Source organism: Mesorhizobium sp. M0598 (assembly GCF_040320865.1).
Classification (GTDB): domain Bacteria; phylum Pseudomonadota; class Alphaproteobacteria; order Rhizobiales; family Rhizobiaceae; genus Mesorhizobium.
On sequence record NZ_JAMYQL010000001.1, the window covers coordinates 406,798 to 425,007 of the forward strand.

At 62.8% G+C, this 18,210-nt stretch carries 19 protein-coding genes; 13 read left to right on the top strand and 6 right to left on the bottom strand.

What is annotated here, in order from left to right; genetic code table 11:
* The first annotated feature begins 152 nt into the window (after positions 1-152).
* Complete coding sequence (locus tag NKI59_RS02020; RefSeq protein ID WP_292655400.1) at positions 153-350, top strand: hypothetical protein; 198 nt, start codon at positions 153-155, stop codon at positions 348-350.
* 260 nt (positions 351-610) lie between these two features.
* Here the strand turns inward: NKI59_RS02020 and NKI59_RS02025 are convergent, their stop codons facing one another.
* Positions 611-775, bottom strand: coding sequence for a DUF3309 family protein (locus tag NKI59_RS02025; RefSeq protein ID WP_023677107.1), 165 nt, complete (start codon positions 773-775; stop codon positions 611-613).
* 308 nt (positions 776-1,083) lie between these two features.
* On the opposite strand from NKI59_RS02025, the gene NKI59_RS02030 reads away from it, so the two are divergent.
* Positions 1,084-1,395, top strand: a complete 312-nt coding sequence (locus NKI59_RS02030) for a hypothetical protein (protein WP_023677109.1) — start codon at positions 1,084-1,086, stop codon at positions 1,393-1,395.
* Positions 1,396-1,470: 75 nt separating this feature from the next.
* On the opposite strand, the gene NKI59_RS02035 is transcribed toward NKI59_RS02030, so the two are convergent.
* Complete coding sequence (locus NKI59_RS02035; RefSeq protein WP_156937349.1) at positions 1,471-1,701, bottom strand: hypothetical protein; 231 nt, start codon at positions 1,699-1,701, stop codon at positions 1,471-1,473.
* Positions 1,702-1,948: 247 nt separating this feature from the next.
* On the opposite strand from NKI59_RS02035, the gene NKI59_RS02040 reads away from it, so the two are divergent.
* Both NKI59_RS02040 and NKI59_RS02045 read left to right on the top strand, forming a co-directional pair.
* On the top strand, positions 1,949-2,503 hold the full coding sequence (locus NKI59_RS02040; RefSeq protein ID WP_352702011.1) for a DUF4142 domain-containing protein: 555 nt from the start codon (positions 1,949-1,951) through the stop codon (positions 2,501-2,503).
* A 247-nt stretch (positions 2,504-2,750) separates the two neighbouring features.
* Positions 2,751-2,993, top strand: a complete 243-nt coding sequence (locus tag NKI59_RS02045; protein ID WP_023677112.1) for a hypothetical protein — start codon at positions 2,751-2,753, stop codon at positions 2,991-2,993.
* Positions 2,994-3,098: 105 nt separating this feature from the next.
* On the opposite strand, the gene NKI59_RS02050 is transcribed toward NKI59_RS02045, so the two are convergent.
* A complete protein-coding gene (locus NKI59_RS02050; protein WP_352702272.1) occupies positions 3,099-3,851 on the bottom strand; it encodes a DUF1236 domain-containing protein in 753 nt (250 codons plus the stop codon).
* A 204-nt stretch (positions 3,852-4,055) separates the two neighbouring features.
* Here NKI59_RS02050 and NKI59_RS02055 point away from each other — a divergent pair, with 204 nt between their 5' ends.
* The 4 genes from NKI59_RS02055 (at position 4,056) to NKI59_RS02070 (ending at position 7,385) form a co-directional block, all read left to right on the top strand.
* Positions 4,056-4,355, top strand: coding sequence for a DUF1236 domain-containing protein (locus tag NKI59_RS02055; protein ID WP_023677114.1), 300 nt, complete (start codon positions 4,056-4,058; stop codon positions 4,353-4,355).
* A gap of 345 nt (positions 4,356-4,700) precedes the next feature.
* Positions 4,701-5,549: a MetQ/NlpA family lipoprotein gene (locus NKI59_RS02060; RefSeq protein WP_352702013.1), complete on the top strand. Its 849-nt coding sequence runs from the start codon at positions 4,701-4,703 to the stop codon at positions 5,547-5,549.
* A 101-nt stretch (positions 5,550-5,650) separates the two neighbouring features.
* The gene (locus NKI59_RS02065) at positions 5,651-6,748 is read left to right on the top strand and encodes a methionine ABC transporter ATP-binding protein (RefSeq protein WP_352702015.1); all 1,098 of its coding nucleotides are present in this window, start codon (positions 5,651-5,653) and stop codon (positions 6,746-6,748) included.
* Positions 6,729-7,385 carry a methionine ABC transporter permease gene (locus tag NKI59_RS02070; RefSeq protein WP_352702017.1) on the top strand — a complete coding sequence of 219 codons (657 nt, stop codon included), beginning with the start codon at positions 6,729-6,731 and terminating at the stop codon, positions 7,383-7,385. The genes NKI59_RS02065 and NKI59_RS02070 overlap by 20 nt, the downstream gene beginning before the upstream one ends.
* A gap of 45 nt (positions 7,386-7,430) precedes the next feature.
* Here the strand turns inward: NKI59_RS02070 and NKI59_RS02075 are convergent, their stop codons facing one another.
* From NKI59_RS02075 to NKI59_RS02085, 3 genes are read right to left on the bottom strand one after another with little or no spacing between them, the layout of a single operon-like run.
* On the bottom strand, positions 7,431-7,805 hold the full coding sequence (locus NKI59_RS02075) for a hypothetical protein (protein WP_023677118.1): 375 nt from the start codon (positions 7,803-7,805) through the stop codon (positions 7,431-7,433).
* Positions 7,802-9,487 (bottom strand): hydantoinase B/oxoprolinase family protein, encoded by a 1,686-nt coding sequence (locus NKI59_RS02080; RefSeq protein WP_352702019.1) that lies wholly within the window; start codon positions 9,485-9,487, stop codon positions 7,802-7,804. The genes NKI59_RS02075 and NKI59_RS02080 overlap by 4 nt, the downstream gene beginning before the upstream one ends.
* Position 9,488: 1 nt before the next feature.
* A complete protein-coding gene (locus tag NKI59_RS02085) occupies positions 9,489-11,573 on the bottom strand; it encodes a hydantoinase/oxoprolinase family protein (protein ID WP_352702021.1) in 2,085 nt (694 codons plus the stop codon).
* 218 nt (positions 11,574-11,791) lie between these two features.
* On the opposite strand from NKI59_RS02085, the gene NKI59_RS02090 reads away from it, so the two are divergent.
* The 5 genes from NKI59_RS02090 (at position 11,792) to NKI59_RS02110 (ending at position 18,138) form a co-directional block, all read left to right on the top strand.
* The gene (locus NKI59_RS02090) at positions 11,792-12,619 is read left to right on the top strand and encodes a ferredoxin--NADP reductase (protein ID WP_352702024.1); all 828 of its coding nucleotides are present in this window, start codon (positions 11,792-11,794) and stop codon (positions 12,617-12,619) included.
* Positions 12,620-12,782: 163 nt separating this feature from the next.
* On the top strand, positions 12,783-13,832 hold the full coding sequence (gene deoC / locus NKI59_RS02095) for a deoxyribose-phosphate aldolase (protein ID WP_352702026.1): 1,050 nt from the start codon (positions 12,783-12,785) through the stop codon (positions 13,830-13,832).
* A gap of 13 nt (positions 13,833-13,845) precedes the next feature.
* Positions 13,846-16,218, top strand: coding sequence for an aldehyde dehydrogenase family protein (locus tag NKI59_RS02100; protein ID WP_352702028.1), 2,373 nt, complete (start codon positions 13,846-13,848; stop codon positions 16,216-16,218).
* Between the two features lie 176 nt (positions 16,219-16,394).
* Entirely contained in the window at positions 16,395-17,126 is a 732-nt protein-coding gene (locus NKI59_RS02105) for an SDR family oxidoreductase (RefSeq protein WP_023677124.1), read from the top strand.
* A gap of 166 nt (positions 17,127-17,292) precedes the next feature.
* Entirely contained in the window at positions 17,293-18,138 is an 846-nt protein-coding gene (locus tag NKI59_RS02110) for a fumarylacetoacetate hydrolase family protein (protein ID WP_352702030.1), read from the top strand.
* Positions 18,139-18,210 lie beyond the last annotated feature (72 nt).

Sequence of the window (18,210 nt, forward strand, 5' to 3'; positions counted from 1 at the left end):
GGCAGTCGTTCCCAAACTGTCTGTTTGGTAATTTCCGTACATTGAGTTTGGACGAGATCGGCGCTAATTGAATTGGAGTCGTCCACACAGACATGGCGAGTGGACGCTTGAAAGACGCTTCGCGCTTTCGCCCTTTTTCAAGGGAGGATGGCATGTCGATGCAAGGTGCAGCAACTCCAGCCGAACTGAGCGTGCTGAAAAAAGCGCTCGACGACTGCTGCCGCGAGTTGGGTGTTGCGGACGACAGTCCTGTCCGCGAGCGGTTGGCCGCCCGTATCATGTCGCTGTTCAACGAAGGCGTGCTCAGCGCCGATCTGAAAGAAGCGCTGGCCGCCGATCGCCAACACTAAGCTGCTGCTATGGTGGTGTCCTCGGTGCCGAAAGGTTCGGCACCGGGTCGGCCTTTTTAGCCAGGGATCCTGGTTGGCCAAGGATCATGGAAATCTTGTCTCCAAAACGCCCGGCGCTTGTTACCAAGCGGCAGGCGTTTTTGTCGCGAGCGTGGCACTAAGGCGCGTCGCGTTCGACTGGCCTCATGCGATGCGCTTTAGGTTCCTGTTTTATGCATGTCGCTATCACAAAACCGCTGCACACTTTTGCGCGACGTGCATCAAATGCGCCCAAGCAGGACCAGGATAATGACGATAAGCAGCACCAGGCCGAGGCCGCCACCACCGTAATAGCCGGTGCCATAGAACGGTCCGCCGCCCAAGCCGCTGAAGCCGCCAAGCAAGGCAAGGACCAAGATTATGATGAGAATGGTTCCAAGGCCCATGATGTCTGCTCTCCTTGTTTGCGCTGCCGCCATTCGCATCAGCGCGTCGCATTGTACAAAGGTATGAACTCGCAAGAAGCATTCCTGTTCCGGCGGAACGGTAAGGCGTACGCTCATGCGGCGAGCAAAATGCCGGGCTGTGCCGTTAGAAAAGTCCACAGATGCGTGCCCGCGGAGAATGGCATGGCGGCCACCTTGAACACCTGAGAACATGCTGAATTCATAGGAAATTTGTCGGAACCTTCGCTCGCCCGAACGGTTGTTTTCGTAGTCGCAACGCGACGACCCTCGTAAAAAGGAGAAGCATCATGCTCACGAAAATTCTCGCAGCTTCGGCGCTTACGATCGGTCTGGCTACGTCAGCGATGGCGCAGAACGTCGGCGACCCTTCCGGAGCCGCTGCCGACGGTAGCGGGCGGACGATCGTAGTCCCGGATAATGGCGGCCCTGACACCGGCACGGATTCGACCATCACCAATAGCATTCGCGATTTCTCAACGACGAATTCGAATGCCGACCGGAATTGCCCGCCGGGCCCGCAGGGGGCTCTGCCCGATGCGACCGGCAAGGCTCCGGGCACGATGGCGCCGACGGTGAACGACAACCACTGCGGCAAGTAAGCGCCCGGTCATCACAGCCTGACGAGGCCGCGGAGCTTAAGCTCCGCGGCCGGCTGGTTTTGCCGTAAAATCAGCCTAGCGGCCGCGGTGGTCGAAGCTGACCGCGATATCCCGACCGTCCAGCGCCCGAACGATGAAGCCAACCAGCTCCTCGTCGGTTTGCCGGAACCAGGGAAAGCGTTTGCGCAAATCGGCTATGACGACGGTGGTCGAGAGAATGTCGCCGGAATGATAGTCGGCCATGATGGTATGAACGGCAGCGTCGGTGTCAATACCGATTCCTAGCGGCGACTTGATCTGCCCCACGGAAGCCTCCACCCATCTCTCTCCCAGCCAACGATAGCAAGACTGCCGCAAAGCGAAAGAGCTTGTACGATTCCGTACGATCTCGTGGCTTGCGTTGCACTTTGCAGGACGCAGCCGGCGTCTTTTGTTTTGCGTTTCCAAACCATTGTTTGGCGTGGCGGCAGCTGTGGCCGCCACGACCAGGCAACCTCGCCGCAGCTTGCGCGTTGAGCCAGCGGAGGGATGACATCAGCCTCGGAGAACCCCCATGAAAACCCTTCTATCCATCACTGCGGCAGCGATGATGGCCGGCGCACCTGTGGCTGCTTTTGCCCAATCGGCGACGCTGACGCCTCTAACGACCGACACCATGAGCAAGGTTGATACCGCGACGTTCGTCAAGACCGTGCCCATCGCCAATACATTCGAAATCGAATCGAGCCGACTTGCGCAGACGCAGGCGACTGCCGACGACGTGAAGGCATTCGCGGCGCAAATGGTCACGGACCACACCAAGGCCGGCGAGGACTTCAAGGCGGCGCTCAGCAAGGGTCAGACGACTTCGGCCACCGCGCCAGCCGGCCCGTCGCTGGACACCAAGCACCAGGCGCTGCTCGACCAACTCAAGGAGGCCAGCGGGGACAGCTTCCAATCGAAATATATCGACATGCAGACCCAGGCGCATAAGGAAGCGGTGGCGCTGTTTTCCGCTTACGCGAATTCCGGCGACGATCCGGCGATGAAGGAGTTCGCCAAGAAGACGCTGCCGGTGCTGCAAATGCACGAACGTCATGTCAAGGACCTCGCTGCCGCGCATCAATGAGAGCGAAGAGTGCCTTTTGCAAACGAAAGGCCGCCCTACACACGGCCTGTGTGACGCGGCTGTCGACCGGCCACACGGCCGGGAACAAAGCACCGAGAGTGCCGTTATTTATCCGGCTTGTTCGGGGAGGATCCAATGGAAGGCGGCATTCGCGCGGCCTCAAGGATAGTAGCGCCGGCTTTCGGCGCCGTCCTGGTCGCCGCTGTCACAGGCTGAAATCACTTTCCGAACGGGACAGGCTGCCTTCATGCGCTACGGCGAGATATTTGCAAATGTTACGGCACTCATGTTGCTGGCCTTGATGATTGGCGGCGTCTTCGTCCTGTTTGGAGAGCCGCTGTGGCCGCGGCACTACGCGAGAATGGTGCTGGTTACGGATATCGATGCCATGACCACCGCGTCAGTCCGAACAAGCTGCGTGCCCAGTCCCTGCCTGCCCGACACCATCGATCACACCGTGCTCACTCCTCGCCCCGAGGATGGACCTTGATTTGCGATTTGCAGACGCTGGAGCCGAGTACGGAAAAGTCCGCCGCCCGAGCTGCGCGGCGGGCCTTTTTGGTGCATCAACCCACGGTAGACCGTCTGGCCACGACTAGGTCAGGATAATCACGATCTTGTAGGTATTCGGGTCGATGATGACGATCCGGCCGTCGGCGAGCACGAAATACTCATAGCCTTCGTAAGCCGGAACGATCTTGACGATGCGCGCCGGCAGGCGATGCAGCCGGACCTTCTTTCGCGGAACCTCGACACCGACAGAGATGTCGAAATCGACGCTGGAAACCGGTTGGACGTTCGTCTCCTTGATGACCTGCGTGATCTCCGTCTTCTGTTCAACGGTCACATTGTTGATGGAAGCGGTCGAACTCTGGTCTTGCGTCTGCGTCGAGGCATTGCCCTGAGTCTGCTCGGTGGTCGTGGTCCCAGTCTTGCCCTGAGCCTGCTCCTCGGTCTTCATTTTCGTGTTGCCTTGGGCCTGCTCGGTGGTGGTGGTTCCGGCCTTGCCCTGGGCGTGCTGATCGGTCTTCATCTTTGTGTTGCCCTGGGCCTGCTGGTCAGTCGTGGCGCCAGCCTTGCCCTGGGCTTGCTGGTCAGTCGTTGCGCCGGCCTTGCCTTTGGCTTGCTCATCGGTCTTCAGCTTCTTGTTGCCTTGCGCCTGTTGATCAGTTGCAGCGCCGGCCTTGCCCTGAGCCTGCTCGCCCATTTTGGCGCCGTTCTGGCAATTGGCAGTGCCGGCTGCACAATTGGCGCCGGACTGGTCGTCGGTCGACTGCTGCGTCTGGGCAAGTGCAGCCCCGCAGCTGACGCTGATTGCTAGCATGCTGGTGATCAGAACGCCCTTCATGAGAGATCTCCTTGGAAAATGCGTCCCTTCACCGCGTAAAACCGCGGCTAAAAAACTTTGTTCCAAACTAATGGAGGGAAAGGGCAAGCGATCCGAGTGGCGGAACAAGCTCCACCTGATGACGTTACCGGCCTATAGCGACCCCGCTGCGAACAGCATGACGCGGCGCAGCGCAGAGGTGGCTCACCATGAAAGGAGACGATCATGAGAATGCATCTTTCGGCAGCCGCGGCTGGGTTCTTGCTGCTTGCGGGTATTGGCGCCGCTGCCGCTCAGGACGTGGTCATCGAACCGCAGCAGGAGACGATCGTACGCGAGTATGTGAAAAAGCAGCCTCTGGCGTCCGTCCAGCTTCCCGGCGTGGAGCTCAATGTCGGCTCGACCCTGCCCGATACCGTCGAGCTTCATGAGGTTCCCGACGTCAAATACCGCTATGTCGTCGTCGACAATCGGACCGTCCTGGTCGATCCTGGCACGCGCAGGATTGTAAAGGTCATCGAGTGAGCAAGCGCGTCGCTTTGAAGGGACATGCGGCGCGTCCAGCATTGTCGACATCCCACACTGCTGCCCGTGTTGGGCATTCGGACGCAGAAAGGCCCGCCGCTTCGAAGCACGGCGGGCCTCATAGCGGAGACGACGTCCGGACAATTTCTGAACCAGCATTGGCTTAGAACGCATGATCCCAGCACGCCCTGTGCTCGCCAGGCCCGAAACTTTGAGAGAATATTCCTGGCTTCGCATTTCGCGGGAAATACCGTGCTTTGATCCGACGGTCAGCATTCCCGATGATGCCGGCAAGGCTTGGCACTCCGCCTGGCCGCAACGACTTCAGAACCGACGGGATAGATCATGTCTGGGAACACCAACACTTTGCTCTCATTTCTCTCCGCAAGTATAAACCGGCGCGCCGGTCTGGCTGTACTTTTTGCGTCGGCGGTTGCGATTGTCGGCCTTGCTGCGCCGTCGTTCGCCGAAGACAAGACGGCGGTCAAGGTCGGCATCATGAGCGGCGAGGACGAGGATGTGTGGCGCGTCGTCACCGCCCAGGCGGCGGAGAGGGGGCTGACGATCGAGACCGTGGTGTTCAACGACTACACCCAGCCGAATGAAGCACTCGAGCGTGGCGAAATTGACGCCAACGCCTTCCAGCACAAGCCCTATCTCGACAACCAGATCAAGACGCAGGGCTATCACATCGTCCCGGTCGGCTATACCGGGGTCTGGCCGATCGGCCTCTATTCCAAGAAGTACACGAAGATTGCCGACCTGCCCGAAGGCGCCGTCATTGGCGTGCCGAACGACCCGTCCAATGAGGGCCGCGCACTGCGCGTTCTGCAGAGCGAAGGTCTGATCAAGCTCAGGGAAGGCACCGGCATTCTGGCGACGACCACCGACATCGCCGAAAACCCGAAGCACTTGGTCATCAAGGAGCTGGACGCAGGCATCGTCGGGCGCTCGGTGGAAGACCTCGACGGGGCCGTGGTCAACACGGATTGGGCGCTTAAAAGCGGCCTCACACCGGAGAACCGCATCGCCCAGGAGGCGGTGGCCGACAATCCCTACCGCAACTTCATCGCGGTCAAGGCCGGCAATGAAAACCAGCCCTGGGTAAAGACATTGGTCGCCTCCTACCAGAACGAAAAGGTGAAGGCCGAATTCGACCGAGTCTACAAGGGAACCGGCATCAGCGCCTATTGATGCCGAGCTCGACTTGGCGCCGAAGCCCGGCATGATAAAGCGGTCCGCGCTCCAACGCGGACCGCGATCGCGTTTTGCGGGACACCAATACAGGAACTTTCATGAACCAGCATTTCGCCTCGGTCACCGAAGTCATGCATCCCGCCGGCAGCCGTTCCGCCGGACCGAACGACGTCGTGCGCCTCATCGAGCTGAAGCGCCGCTTCGGCGCGACAGCGGCGCTGGACGACGTGTCGCTCAGCGTGCGCCAGGGCGAGATCCTCGGCATCATCGGCCGGAGCGGCGCCGGCAAGTCGACGCTGATACGCTGCCTGAACGGCCTGGAGCGGCCGGATACAGGACAGGTCTTCATCGAAGGCCGCGACATCAGCCGGCTCGGCGAGCGCGAATTGCAACCGCTGCGCCGGCGTATCGGCATGATCTTCCAGCATTTCAACCTGCTGTCTGCCAAGACGGTCGAAGACAATGTAGCGCTGCCGCTCAAGATCGAAGGCCGGCCCAGGGCCGAACGCCTGGCGCGCGCCGCCGAGCTGCTCGAGCTCGTCGGCCTGTCGGAGAAGGCGAAAGCCTATCCGGCGTCGCTGTCGGGCGGGCAGAAGCAGCGCGTCGGCATTGCCCGGGCGCTTGCGGCGCGCCCGGCGCTGCTGCTGTCCGACGAAGCGACCTCGGCATTGGACCCGGAGACGACGCGCTCCATCCTCGCCTTGCTCAGGGATATCAACCGGCAGCTCGGCCTGACCATCCTGCTCATCACCCATGAGATGGAGGTGATCCGTTCGATCGCCGATCGTGTCGCGGTGATCGACGCTGGGCGGATCGTCGAGCAAGGGCCGGTGTGGTCGGTGTTTGCCGATCCGAAGTCGGCGATCACACAAAGCCTGCTCGGCGGCATCCGGCCGCAATTGCCGGCGGAGATCGCAAGCCGGCTAACGCAGAACGCCGGCGTGGAGGCGATCCTCAGGATCGACGTGGCGGGTGAGGCCGCCCGAAGCCCGCTGTTGTCCGATCTTGCCTCGGCAGTTCCCGGCCCGTTCCGCCTCGTGCATGGCGGCATCGATCACGTTCAGCAGCAGCCTGTCGGGACACTGTTCGTGGCGGTCGCCGGCAGCAATGAAGCTCACCTGGCAGAGGTGATCGCGTTCTTGAAAGCCCGCCAAGCGCGGGTGGAGGTGCTTGGCCATGTCGCCGGTTCTGTTTGAGCTTCTCGTCCGTTCGATCTGGGAAACGATCCTGATGACGGCCGCCTCCGGCCTCATCTCGCTGGTTTTCGGGCTGCCGCTCGGCCTGGCGCTGGTCGCCACCGACCGCGGCGGTATCGCCGAACACCTGTGGGTGAACCGCGCGCTCGGAGCGGTCATCAACGGCTTCCGCTCGGTGCCTTTCATCATCCTGCTGGTTGCGCTGATCCCGGTGACGCGGCTGATCGTCGGCACCTCGATCGGCACCTGGGCAGCGATTGTGCCGCTGTCGATCGCGGCGACGCCCTACTATGCGCGGATCGCCGAAGTGTCGCTGCGCGAGGTCGACCACGGGCTGATCGAGGCAGCACGCGCCATGGGCGGCAACCGCTGGACGATCATTCGCGAGGTGCTGGTGCCGGAAGCGCTGCCCGGCATCGTCGCCGGCTTCACGGTGACGCTGGTGACGCTGATCGGCGCCTCGGCCATGGCTGGCGCCATCGGCGCCGGCGGGCTCGGCGACCTCGCCATCCGCTACGGCTACCAGCGCTTCGAGACGTCCGTCATGATCGCCGTTGTCATTGTGCTGATCATCCTGGTCTGCGGCATCCAGTGGGCCGGCGACCGGCTGGTCGCGAGGCTGGACCACAGAGCATAGCGGTGCGCAGCGGTCTGGGCGATATGCCAGCACCCGGTAAAACCCTCACTGCCGGTCCGGCTTCTCCACCGCGCTCAGCGCCGCCAAGCCTTGTAGCGGCGGCTCTCCGGCCTGCAGATATCGTTGGATCAGTTGCTCATCCTCTGCGCCTTTATAGGCTAACGGAATACCTCTGATTTGAGCGGGCATGTCCCAATCGAGCGGCCGATCCTCCGGCGCGAACCACTTGCATCGCCGAACCTCCACCCAATGCCGGCGAATTGACAAACAATTGCCGAGGCCGTCGTCTTCGTAGCCGAACTCCACTCCACAGCACGAACATATGATGGAGCTGGGTTCTTTGCCGTTCTCGCCCCATGGCAGATCGGGAGATTGATCGAGGCCGCAGACACGGCATTTGAATTTGTCTTGTGGATTCATTTGATCCCGAACAGGTCCCTGGCTTGCTCGGCGGTATAGTACCCTAGCCTGACGTCCCGAGCGACCAATTCCGGATCCCGCTGCAACGGATCGCCGTAGCCGCCGCCGCCCGGCGTGCTAACGCGCACGCGGTCGCCTGCCTTCAGCGCGATGTCCTGCTCCTTGGAGAGGTGCTGCGGCACATGTTCCTTGCCGTCGCGGAACACGGTGACCGTGTTGACCGCGCCGTCCTTGCCGCCGAGCGCGCCTTGCGGGCCGAAGCGGCCGTGATCCATGACGAAAGAGGCGCGGGCGTCGCCGCGCAGGATCTCGACCTCATAGGCGAGCCCAAACCCGCCGCGGTGCTTGCCGGCGCCGCCCGAGCCTTCGCGTAAGGCATAATGCCGGTAGAGCACCGGGAAGGCCTGCTCCATGATTTCGACCGGCGGCGACTTGGAAATGCCGATGGTCGAGCAGCCATTGGTCAGGCCGTCGTGACCGGCATTGCCGCCATAGCCGCCGCCGGAGATCTGGTACATGACATAATCGCGGCCGCGCGCCGGATCGTTGCCGCCGAGCGCGAAATTGCCGCTGGAGCCGGCCGGAGCCGCCGTCACCTTGTCCGGCAGCGACTGCACCATCGCAGCGAACACCGCCTCGGCAATGCGCTGCGAAACCTCGGCCGCGCAGCCCGATACCGGGCGCGGATATTTGGCGTCGAGGAAGGTGCCTTCCGGCCGCTTGACGATCAGCGGCTCGAAGGCACCGGCGCTGATCGGCACGTCGGGGAAAATGTGCCGCATGGCGAGATAGACCGAGGACAAGGTCGTCGCCAGCACGCTGTTCATCGGCCCAGCGCAGGGCTTTGATGAGCCCGAGAAGTCGAAGCTGAGCGTGTCGCCTTTTTTCTCGACTGCCAGCGCGATGATCAGCGGCTCGTTTACCACCCCGTCTGAATCGACGAAGGCCTGCGAGCGATAGATTCCGTCGGGAATGGCCGAAATGTTGACGCGCATCTGTTCAGCGGCGCGGCGGCGCAGTTCGGCGATCGCATCGACGACCGTTTCATCTCCGTAACGATCCAGGATTCCGTTCAGTCGGTCCTGACCGATCAGCAGTGCCGCCGCTTGCGCCCGGATGTCCCCAATGCGCTGGTCGGCGACACGGATGTTGGAGCAGATGATGGCGTAGATCTCAGGGTCGAGCACGCCCTTCTTGAACAATTTCACCGGCGGCAGCCGCAAGCCTTCCTGCTCCACCGCCGTTGCCGAGGCGGAGAAGCCGCCCGGCACCGAACCACCGATGTCGGGCCAGTGGCCGGTGTTCGACAGCCAGCAGAATATTTTGCCGTCGCGGTAGACCGGCATGGCGAAGCGCACATCCATCAAATGGGTGCCGCCGAGATAGGGATCGTTGACGATGTAGATATCGCCCGGCTCGGGCGGCAGGCAGCGTCCGTCGGCGATCATCTCGATCACCGTTTTGGTCGAATACTGCATGACGCCGACGAACACCGGCAGGCCCTGGCTGCCTTGCGCGATCAGCGAACCATCGACTGCCGAATAGATGCCATCCGAACGGTCATTGGCCTCGGCGATGACAGGCGAAAAGGCGGCGCGCGAAAACGTCAGGTCCATTTCGTCGCAGACCTGCTGCAGGGCCGCCTGGATGACCGAAAGGGTGATGGCGTCGAGTTTTTCCATCTCAGGCCTCGCCGATATCGATGATGATGTTGCCGTCGGCATCCGATCGCGCCCGGTCGCCGGGCTCCAGCACAGTCGTCGCGTCCATCTGTTCGAGGATCGCCGGACCTTCGATTGTTGCGTCGAGCGGCAACTTCTCTCTGTTGTAGACCGGCGTGTCGTACCAGCGCCCGCCATACCAGACAGGCCGGATCTCGCGCCGCGCCTCTTCGAGCGTTTTGGCGCGCCCAGCCGGGTCGATCAGCCGGGACAGATCGATTGCCGGCCGCACGCCGGTGACCGACGTGTTGAGGTTGACCAGATTGGCGCGGATCTCGGGTAGCTCGACCTTGAAGCGGGCGAAATAGGCACTCTCGAACAGTTGCTGCAGTACCTGGCGTGTCACCGCAGACGACGGCAGCGGCACGTTGATGATATGCGTCTGGCCGACGAACTGCATGTCGGCGGAATGCGTGACCCGGATCATTTCCGGCTTCACCGCTTCCTTGCCGATCAGCTCCTCGCCTTCGTTTCGGTGCCGTTCCAATGTCTCGTGGAGTTGGGTTTCATCGAGACTGGCCACCGGCTGGTTGACCGTGTTGACGAAATCATGGCGCAGATCGGCGACGACGCAGCCGAGCGCATTGGTGATGCCCGGCCGCGCCGGCACCAGCACCTTGGGCAGGCCGAGCTCGCGCGCCAATGCCGTCGCATGCAGCGGCCCGGCGCCGCCGAAGGCGAACAGCGCGAAATCGCGCGGGTCGTGGCCGCGCGACACCGAGACCATGCGGATGGCGCCGGCCATCTTCACGTTGCCGAGCCGCAGCACTGCACCCGCCGCCTCGACGCCGGACAAGCCTGTGGCGCGGCCGATCCTGTCCTCGAATATGCCGGTGACCCGTTCGACGGTGACCGGGTTTTCCACCGCGAGCAGCTTCTTCGGCGCCAGCCTGCCGAGCACCAGATTGGCGTCGGTGATGGTCGGCTCCAAGCCGCCGCGTCCGTAGCATATCGGGCCGGGATTGGCGCCGGCGCTTTCCGGGCCGATCTGGATCAGGCCGGCCGCATCGACGCGGGCGATCGAGCCGCCGCCGGCGCCGACCGTATGTACCGCCACCATCGGCACGTGGATCGGCATCGCATACTCGATCTCGATCTCGTTCGACACCGCCGGCTCGGCGTTGCGGATCAGTGCCACGTCGGTCGAGGTGCCGCCCATGTCGTAGGTGACCAGGTTTTCGAAGCCGGCGCGTTTGCCGGTGTAGGCGGCAGCAATGACGCCGGAAGCGGGGCCGGACATGACGGTCTTGGCCGACTCACGTGTGACAAAGCGGGCCGAGATCATGCCGCCATTGCCGTTCATGATCAGGAAGTCGCGGGCGTAGCCTTTTGACGCCAGCTCCTTGCGCAGCCGCTCGACATAGCGTTCGAGGATCGGTTGCACCGAAGCGTTGACCGAAGCGGTCACCCCGCGCTCGAATTCGCGCGCTTCCGAAAGCAGGGCGTGGCCTGTCGTGATGTAGCCGTTCGGCCAAAGCTCGGCCGCTATCTCGGCGGCGCGCCGCTCATGCGCCGGGTTGGCGTAGGAATGCAGGAAATGGATGACGAGGGATTCGCAGCCGGCTGCGATCAGTTGTGAAATCGCTGCCCGCATCTCGGTCTCGTCGAGCGGTATGCGCACCGCGCCCGAGGCCTCGACCCGCTCCGACACTTCGAGCCGCAGATTGCGCGGAATGATCGGCACGAACGTGCCTGTCATGCCATAGGCTTGCGGCCGTGTCCGCCGGCCAAGCTCGATGATGTCACGAAAGCCGCGCGTGGTGATCATGCCGGTTTTGGCCAGCCGGCGCTCCAGCACCGCGTTGGTGGTGGTCGTCGTGCCGTGCACGATGAGGTCGATGCCGTCGACCGGAAATCCGGTGGCGCCAAGTGCCGAAACGACGCCGAACGCCTGGTTGTCGACTGTCGTCGGGGTCTTGGCGATGTGCACCCGGCCACCGTCACGGCCGTCGATCAGAAGCAGGTCGGTAAAGGTGCCGCCGACATCTATGCCGGCGACGACGCTGCCCGTCGAATCCAGAGCTTGCGCCGAAAAATTCTGTCCCATTGTCGAAACCCGAAATGCCCGAACTGCCTACATGCCTTAGTTTGGAAAGCTGTTTTACGGCGGCGTCTTGACGCAAATATCGTTTGTATACTAATAAATTCCGGACACAAGAGCTTACCGCTTCGGAGTGTGCAAACGGCACGCTGGAACCTGACCGGTTCGGGCGCGCAGGTGAAGATTTGGCGCGGGCGCTGAACTGGCCCGGAAGGTTAGGTTTGATGAACACCACATCCGCGTTCAACACTGCCGGCGCCCGGCCGTTGCAGTTCCCGATACCGGCCAACGTCTATGCCGAAACCGTCGTCTCGGTGAAGCACTATACCGACCGGCTGTTTTCGTTCCGCATCACCCGGCCGCAGTCGCTGCGCTTCCGCTCCGGCGAGTTCGTCATGATCGGCCTGCCCAATGCCGAGAAGCCGGTGTTCCGCGCCTATTCGATCGCCAGCCCAGCCTGGGACGACGAACTCGAATTCTTCTCGATCAAAGTGCCGGACGGCCCGCTCACTTCGGATCTGCAGAAGATCGAGATCGGCGACACCGTCATCATGCGGCATAAGTCGACCGGCACGCTGGTGGTCGACGCCCTGACGCCGGCCAAGCGCCTGTTCATGATCTCGACCGGCACCGGCATTGCTCCCTTCGCCAGCCTGCTGCGCGATCCCGACACTTATGAGAAGTTCGAGCAGGTGGTCCTGACCCATACCTGCCGCGACAATGCTGAACTCACCTACGGCCAGGAGCTGGTGGCAGCATTGGAGAACGACCCGCTGATCGGCGAGCTGACCGGTGGCCGCGTCACGCTCTACAATTCAACGACGCGTGAGACCTCCGAGCGCATGGGCCGCATCACCGCGCTGATCGGCTCGGGCAAATTCTACACCGATCTCGGCATCGACAAGCTCAATCCCGAGACCGACCGCATCATGATCTGCGGCTCGATGCATATGCTGAAAGACGTCAAGGAGCTGGCTGAAAGCCACGGCTTCCAGGAAGGCTCGCTGCATCATCCGGCAAGCTTCGTCGTCGAGCGCGCCTTCGTCGGCTGAGACGCGGCAATTCAGCGTCCACTGGTTTGCGACCCTGATTTTGACCATGCGGTCAAAAGTCGGCTGCCTTGACTGTCTTTTTCCGCTATGACCGCTTGAAGGACTCGTGAAGCGCTGCTTCACGGTCTATCTTCGGCATAAGTCGCTGAACAAGGGGCAGGAGATGAGCAGCACAATCCGCGAAACCGACGTCGGCACATCGAAGGTCACGCCGCTGCCGGCGCGCGCCGCCGCCAATGCACCAATCCCGCAAGCCCATGGCATTGCTCGCAATCCCGGCATGAGGCTCGATCTCGGCTTCATGGAATCGATGCGCGGCGTCAACCGCTCGGCGCTGGAACGCCGCGTCGCCAGCCTGACCAAAAGACGCTCGATCAAGGCCGATAACCAGGCCGCCTGGCTGCTGCGCGCCGTCGCCTGCATGGACCTGACGACGCTGAACTCGAACGACACGGAAGAGCGCGTGCGCCGGCTTTGTGCCAAGGCGGTCAACCCGTTCCGTCGCGACATTGCCGAGGGGCTCGGCATTACTGGTGAAAAGATCCGCCCGGCGGCGGTCTGCGTCTATCACCCCTTCGTCGCCACTGCCGTCGAAGCGCTGCGCGGCAGCGGCGTCCATGTCGCCGCCGTTTCCACGGCTTTCCCGCATGGCCTTGCACCGCTTTCGACACGTCTGCAGGAGATCGAAGCATCGGTAAGGGACGGCGCCGACGAGATCGACGTCGTCATCCCGCGCGGCCTGGTATTCGGGGCGAAATGGCAGGAGCTCTATAACGAGATTGTCTCGATGCGCGCCGCTTGCAGCGAGGCGCATCTGAAAGTGATCCTCGGTACCGGCGACCTCGCCACGCTGCGCAACGTCATGCTCGCCTCGATGGTGGCGATGATGGCGGGTGCAGATTTCATCAAGACCTCGACCGGCAAGGAAAGCGTCAACGCGACGCTGCCGGTCGGCCTTGCCATGGTGCGCGCCATCCGCGCCTATTTCGAGGAAACCGGCTATCTCATCGGCTTCAAGCCGGCCGGTGGCATTTCAACGGCAAAAGCCTCGCTCGATTGGCTGGTGCTGATGAAAGAAGAACTGGGCCGGCCGTGGCTGGAGCCGGAGCTGTTCCGCTTCGGAGCATCGAGCCTTTTGACCGATATCGAGCGCCAGCTCGAGCATCATCTGACCGGCCACTACTCGGCCAATCATCGCCACGCGATGGCGTGATTCGGAGCACGCCATGAACATTCTCGAACGCTATCACGCCATGGAATACGGCCCGGCGCCGGAGGCGCGCAACGAGGCCGATGCGTGGCTTGCCGCGCGGGATTTCGGCAAAGCGCTGTTTATCGGCGGCGACTGGAAGGCAGCCAGCGGAGGCAAAACCTTCGACACCAGCGATCCGTCCTCGAGAAAGCTGCTGGCCAAGGTGTCGGATGCCGGTGCCGCCGATATCGACGCGGCGGTTTCGGCCGCCACAAAAGCGCTGCCGAAATGGAGCGCCAGCACCGGCTACAGCCGAGCCAAAGTGCTCTATTCCATTGGCCGCGCCATGCAACGTCACCAACGGCTGTTCGCGGTGTTGGAATCAATCGACAACGGCAAGCCGATCCGCGAAAGCCGCGACATCGACGTGCCGCTGGCCATCCGCCATTTCATCCATCATGCCGGCTGGGCGCAGGCGCTGGACAGGGATTTTCCAGGCCATAAGGGGGTCGGCGTCGTCGGCCAGATCATCCCGTGGAACTTCCCGCTCTTGATGCTGGCCTGGAAGATCGCGCCGGCGCTCGCCGCCGGCTGCACCGTGGTGCTGAAGCCAGCCGAATTCACGCCACTCACCGCGATCCTGTTCGCCGAGATCTGTGAACGATCAGGCGTGCCGAAGGGCGTCGTCAACATCGTCCAGGGCGGGCCGGAAGCGGGTGGGGCAATCGTCAATCATCCCGGCATCCAGAAGATCGCCTTCACCGGTTCGTCCGAGGTCGGCAAGATCATCCGCAAAGCCACCGCCGGTTCGGGCAAGAAACTGTCGCTGGAGCTTGGCGGCAAGTCGGCCTTTGTCGTCTTTGAGGATGCCGATCTCGACAGCGCCGTCGAGGGTCTGGTCGACGGCATCTGGTTCAACCAGGGCCAAGTCTGCTGTGCCGGCTCGCGCCTTCTGGTGCAGGAGGGCATCGCCGATGCCTTCATCGCCAAGGTCAAGACGCGGATGAGCCGGCTGCGCGTCGGCAGTCCGCTCGACAAGAACACCGATATCGGCCCGCTGGTCGATTTGACTCAGCTCGATCGCGTCAAGGGCCTGATCGCCGAGGGCGCCAAGCAGGGCGCAATCTGCTGGCAGCCGGACTCGGCGCTGCCCGCCGCGGGCTATTACCATCTGCCAACGCTGGCGACAGGTGTTTCGCCGGCTAACATTCTGGCACAGGAAGAGGTGTTCGGGCCGGTGCTTGCCACCATGACCTTCCGCAACACCGAGGAAGCGGTCGAGCTCGCCAACAACACGCGCTATGGCCTGGCCGCTTCGGTGTGGAGCGAGAACATCAATCTTGCCCTGCACGTCGCGCCACAATTGAAGGCCGGCGTCGTCTGGGTCAACGGCACCAATATGTTCGACGCCGCCTGCGGTTTTGGCGGTTACCGCGAGAGCGGCTTTGGCCGCGAAGGCGGACGCGAGGGCATGTTCGAATATCTCTCGGCAAAACTGCCGCTAGGCCCGATCATCAAGCCGGCAACGTCTCCGGCTCAACCTGTCGAGCAGGCGGAAGGTGGCGCCATCGACCGCACGGCAAAGCTGTTCATCGGCGGCAAGCAGGTCCGGCCGGACGGCAATTATTCCTTCGCCGTCGCCACCGCCAAGGACAAGCTTGCCGGCGAGGTCGGTCTCGGCAACCGCAAGGATATCCGCGACGCCGTCGCGGCCGCGCGCGCCTGCAAGGCCTGGCCGGAGGCGACCGCCTACAACCGCAGCCAGGTGCTCTATTACCTGGCCGAAAACCTTTCCGGCCGCGCCGACGAGTTTGCTGTGCGCCTCACCCAACTTACCGGCGCGACCGCCAAGGCGGCGCGTGAAGAGGTCGAACTGTCGATCGAGCGGCTGTTCCTCTATGCCGGCTTGGCCGACAAATTCGAGGGTCGCGTCCACCAGCCGCCGGCCCGCGCCGTCACGCTGGCGCTGCACGAACCGGTCGGGGTCGTCGGTATTGTCGCGTCGGACAACGCACCTTTGCTTGGCTTGATCTCGCTGGTGGCGCCGGCGCTCGCCATGGGCAACACCGTGGTCGCCGTGCCGTCCGAAAAATACCCGCTGCTTGCCACCGACCTCTACCAGGTCGTCGAATATTCCGACGTTCCGGCAGGCGCCATCAATATCGTCACCGGCAGTAGCGCCGAGCTTGCCGGCGTATTGGCCAAGCATGACGATGTCGACGGGCTCTGGGTGTTCGCCGATGCCGAGACTTGCGCCAAGGCCGAGGCCGAGTCCATCGGCAATCTCAAACGCGTCTGGACCGGTAACGGCCACAGCCTCGACTGGGCGTCGAACGAAGCAGCCGGCGATGCCTTGCTGCGCCGTGCGATCGAGGTCAAGAACGTCTGGGTGCCCTACGGCGACTGAGTGCCCCGGAGAGACGTCCGGGCTTGACGGGCCAACAAATGTTCTTTACCGAGAAAAAACATTTGGCTGGCAGGCGAATATAGAAACAGGCGGGATGGTAGTGCCCGGCTGGCACATTGCGCCCCGGCCTTGCGCCGGTAAAAGCCGAACGACCACAGACGGGCGAGGAGAAAAGCATGGCGGATCTGACAGGCAAAATCGTTGTCGTCACGGCGGCGGCGCAAGGCATCGGCCGGGCGAGCGCGCTGGCGTTCGCCAAGGTCGGCGCCGTCGTCCATGCCACCGACATTAACGAGGTGGTGCTCGCCGACCTCGGCAAGACGCCCGGTATCAAGACCCGCAAGCTCGACGTGCTGAACGACGAAGCGGTGAACGCCGCTTTTGCCGAGATCGGCGCCGTCGACGTGCTGTTCAATTGCGCCGGCTTCGTCCATTCCGGCTCGATCCTCGAGATGAAGGACGGCGATCTCGACTTTGCCTATGATCTCAATGTCCGCTCGATGATCCGCACCATCCGCGCCGTGCTGCCCGGCATGCTGGAGCGCGGCGACGGCTCGATCATCAACATGGCGTCGCTGGCCAGTTCGACCAAGGGCGTGCCGAACCGCTTCGTCTATGGCCTAACCAAGGCAGCCGTCATCGGCCTGACCAAGTCGGTCGCCGCCGACTATGTCGGCAAGGGCATACGCTGCAATGCGATCTGTCCGGGCACTGTCGAAAGCCCGTCGCTGCAGGACCGCATGCATGCGCAGGGCGACTACGAAGCAGCTCGCGCCGCCTTCATCGCCCGCCAGCCGATGGGCCGCCTCGGCACGCCCGAGGAAATCGCCGATCTCGCCGTCTATCTGGCCGGCGCCACCTATACGTCGGGGCAGGCTTATAATATCGACGGTGGCTGGTCGATCTAAGAGGCCATTTGAAAACCCTACTCCGCCGGGCGCCTGACGCGGCTTTCTGCGCTTCCGGTGCTCACGTACTTTAAGTACGCTCCGCTCCGGGTCTCGAAACCCACGCCATTCGCCGCAGCGGAGCGAGTTTGCAAACGGCCTCTGGTCGCAACTGGGAGAAAACTGCATGAAACTGCTGCGCTATGGCGAGGCGGGGAGCGAACGCCCCGGCCTGCTCGATGCCGATGGAACGATCCGCGACCTCTCCGCCCATGTCACCGACATTGCCGGCAAGGCACTTGACCCGGCATCGCTCGAGACATTGTCGAAGCTCGACACGAAGACGCTGCCGGCGGTTTCCGGCAAGCCGCGGATCGGCGCCTGCGTCGCCGGCACCGGCAAATTCATCTGCATCGGTCTCAACTATTCCGACCACGCCGCCGAAACCGGTGCCACCGTGCCGCCGGAGCCGATCATCTTCATGAAGGCAAGCTCGGCTATTGTCGGGCCGAATGACGACGTGCTGATCCCGCGCGGCTCGGTGAAGACCGACTGGGAGGTCGAGCTCGGCGTGGTGATCGGCAAGACTGCAAAGTATGTCACCGAGGCCGAGGCGCTTGATTATGTCGCCGGCTATTGCGTCGCGCACGACGTCTCCGAGCGCGCCTTCCAGGCCGAGCGCCAGGGCCAGTGGACCAAGGGCAAGAGCTGCGACACGTTCGGGCCGATCGGCCCGTGGCTGGTGACCAAGGACGAGGTCAAGGACCCGCAGAACATCCCGATGTGGCTGACGGTCAACGGCAAGACGATGCAGAACGGCTCGACCAAGACCATGGTCTTCGGCGTCGCTTATCTCGTCTCCTATCTCAGCCAGTTCATGTCGCTGCACCCGGGCGACATCATCTCGACCGGCACGCCGCCCGGCGTCGGCCTCGGCATGAAGCCGCCGGTCTTCCTGAAGCCCGGCGACGTGGTCGAGCTCGGTATCGAAGGGCTGGGCATCCAGAAGCAGACGTTCAGGGCGGATGCGTAGGCGGCGCTTTGCCTTCTCCCCTTGGGGGAGAAGGTGGATTGTCGCGCAGCGACAAGACGGATGAGGGGTGCT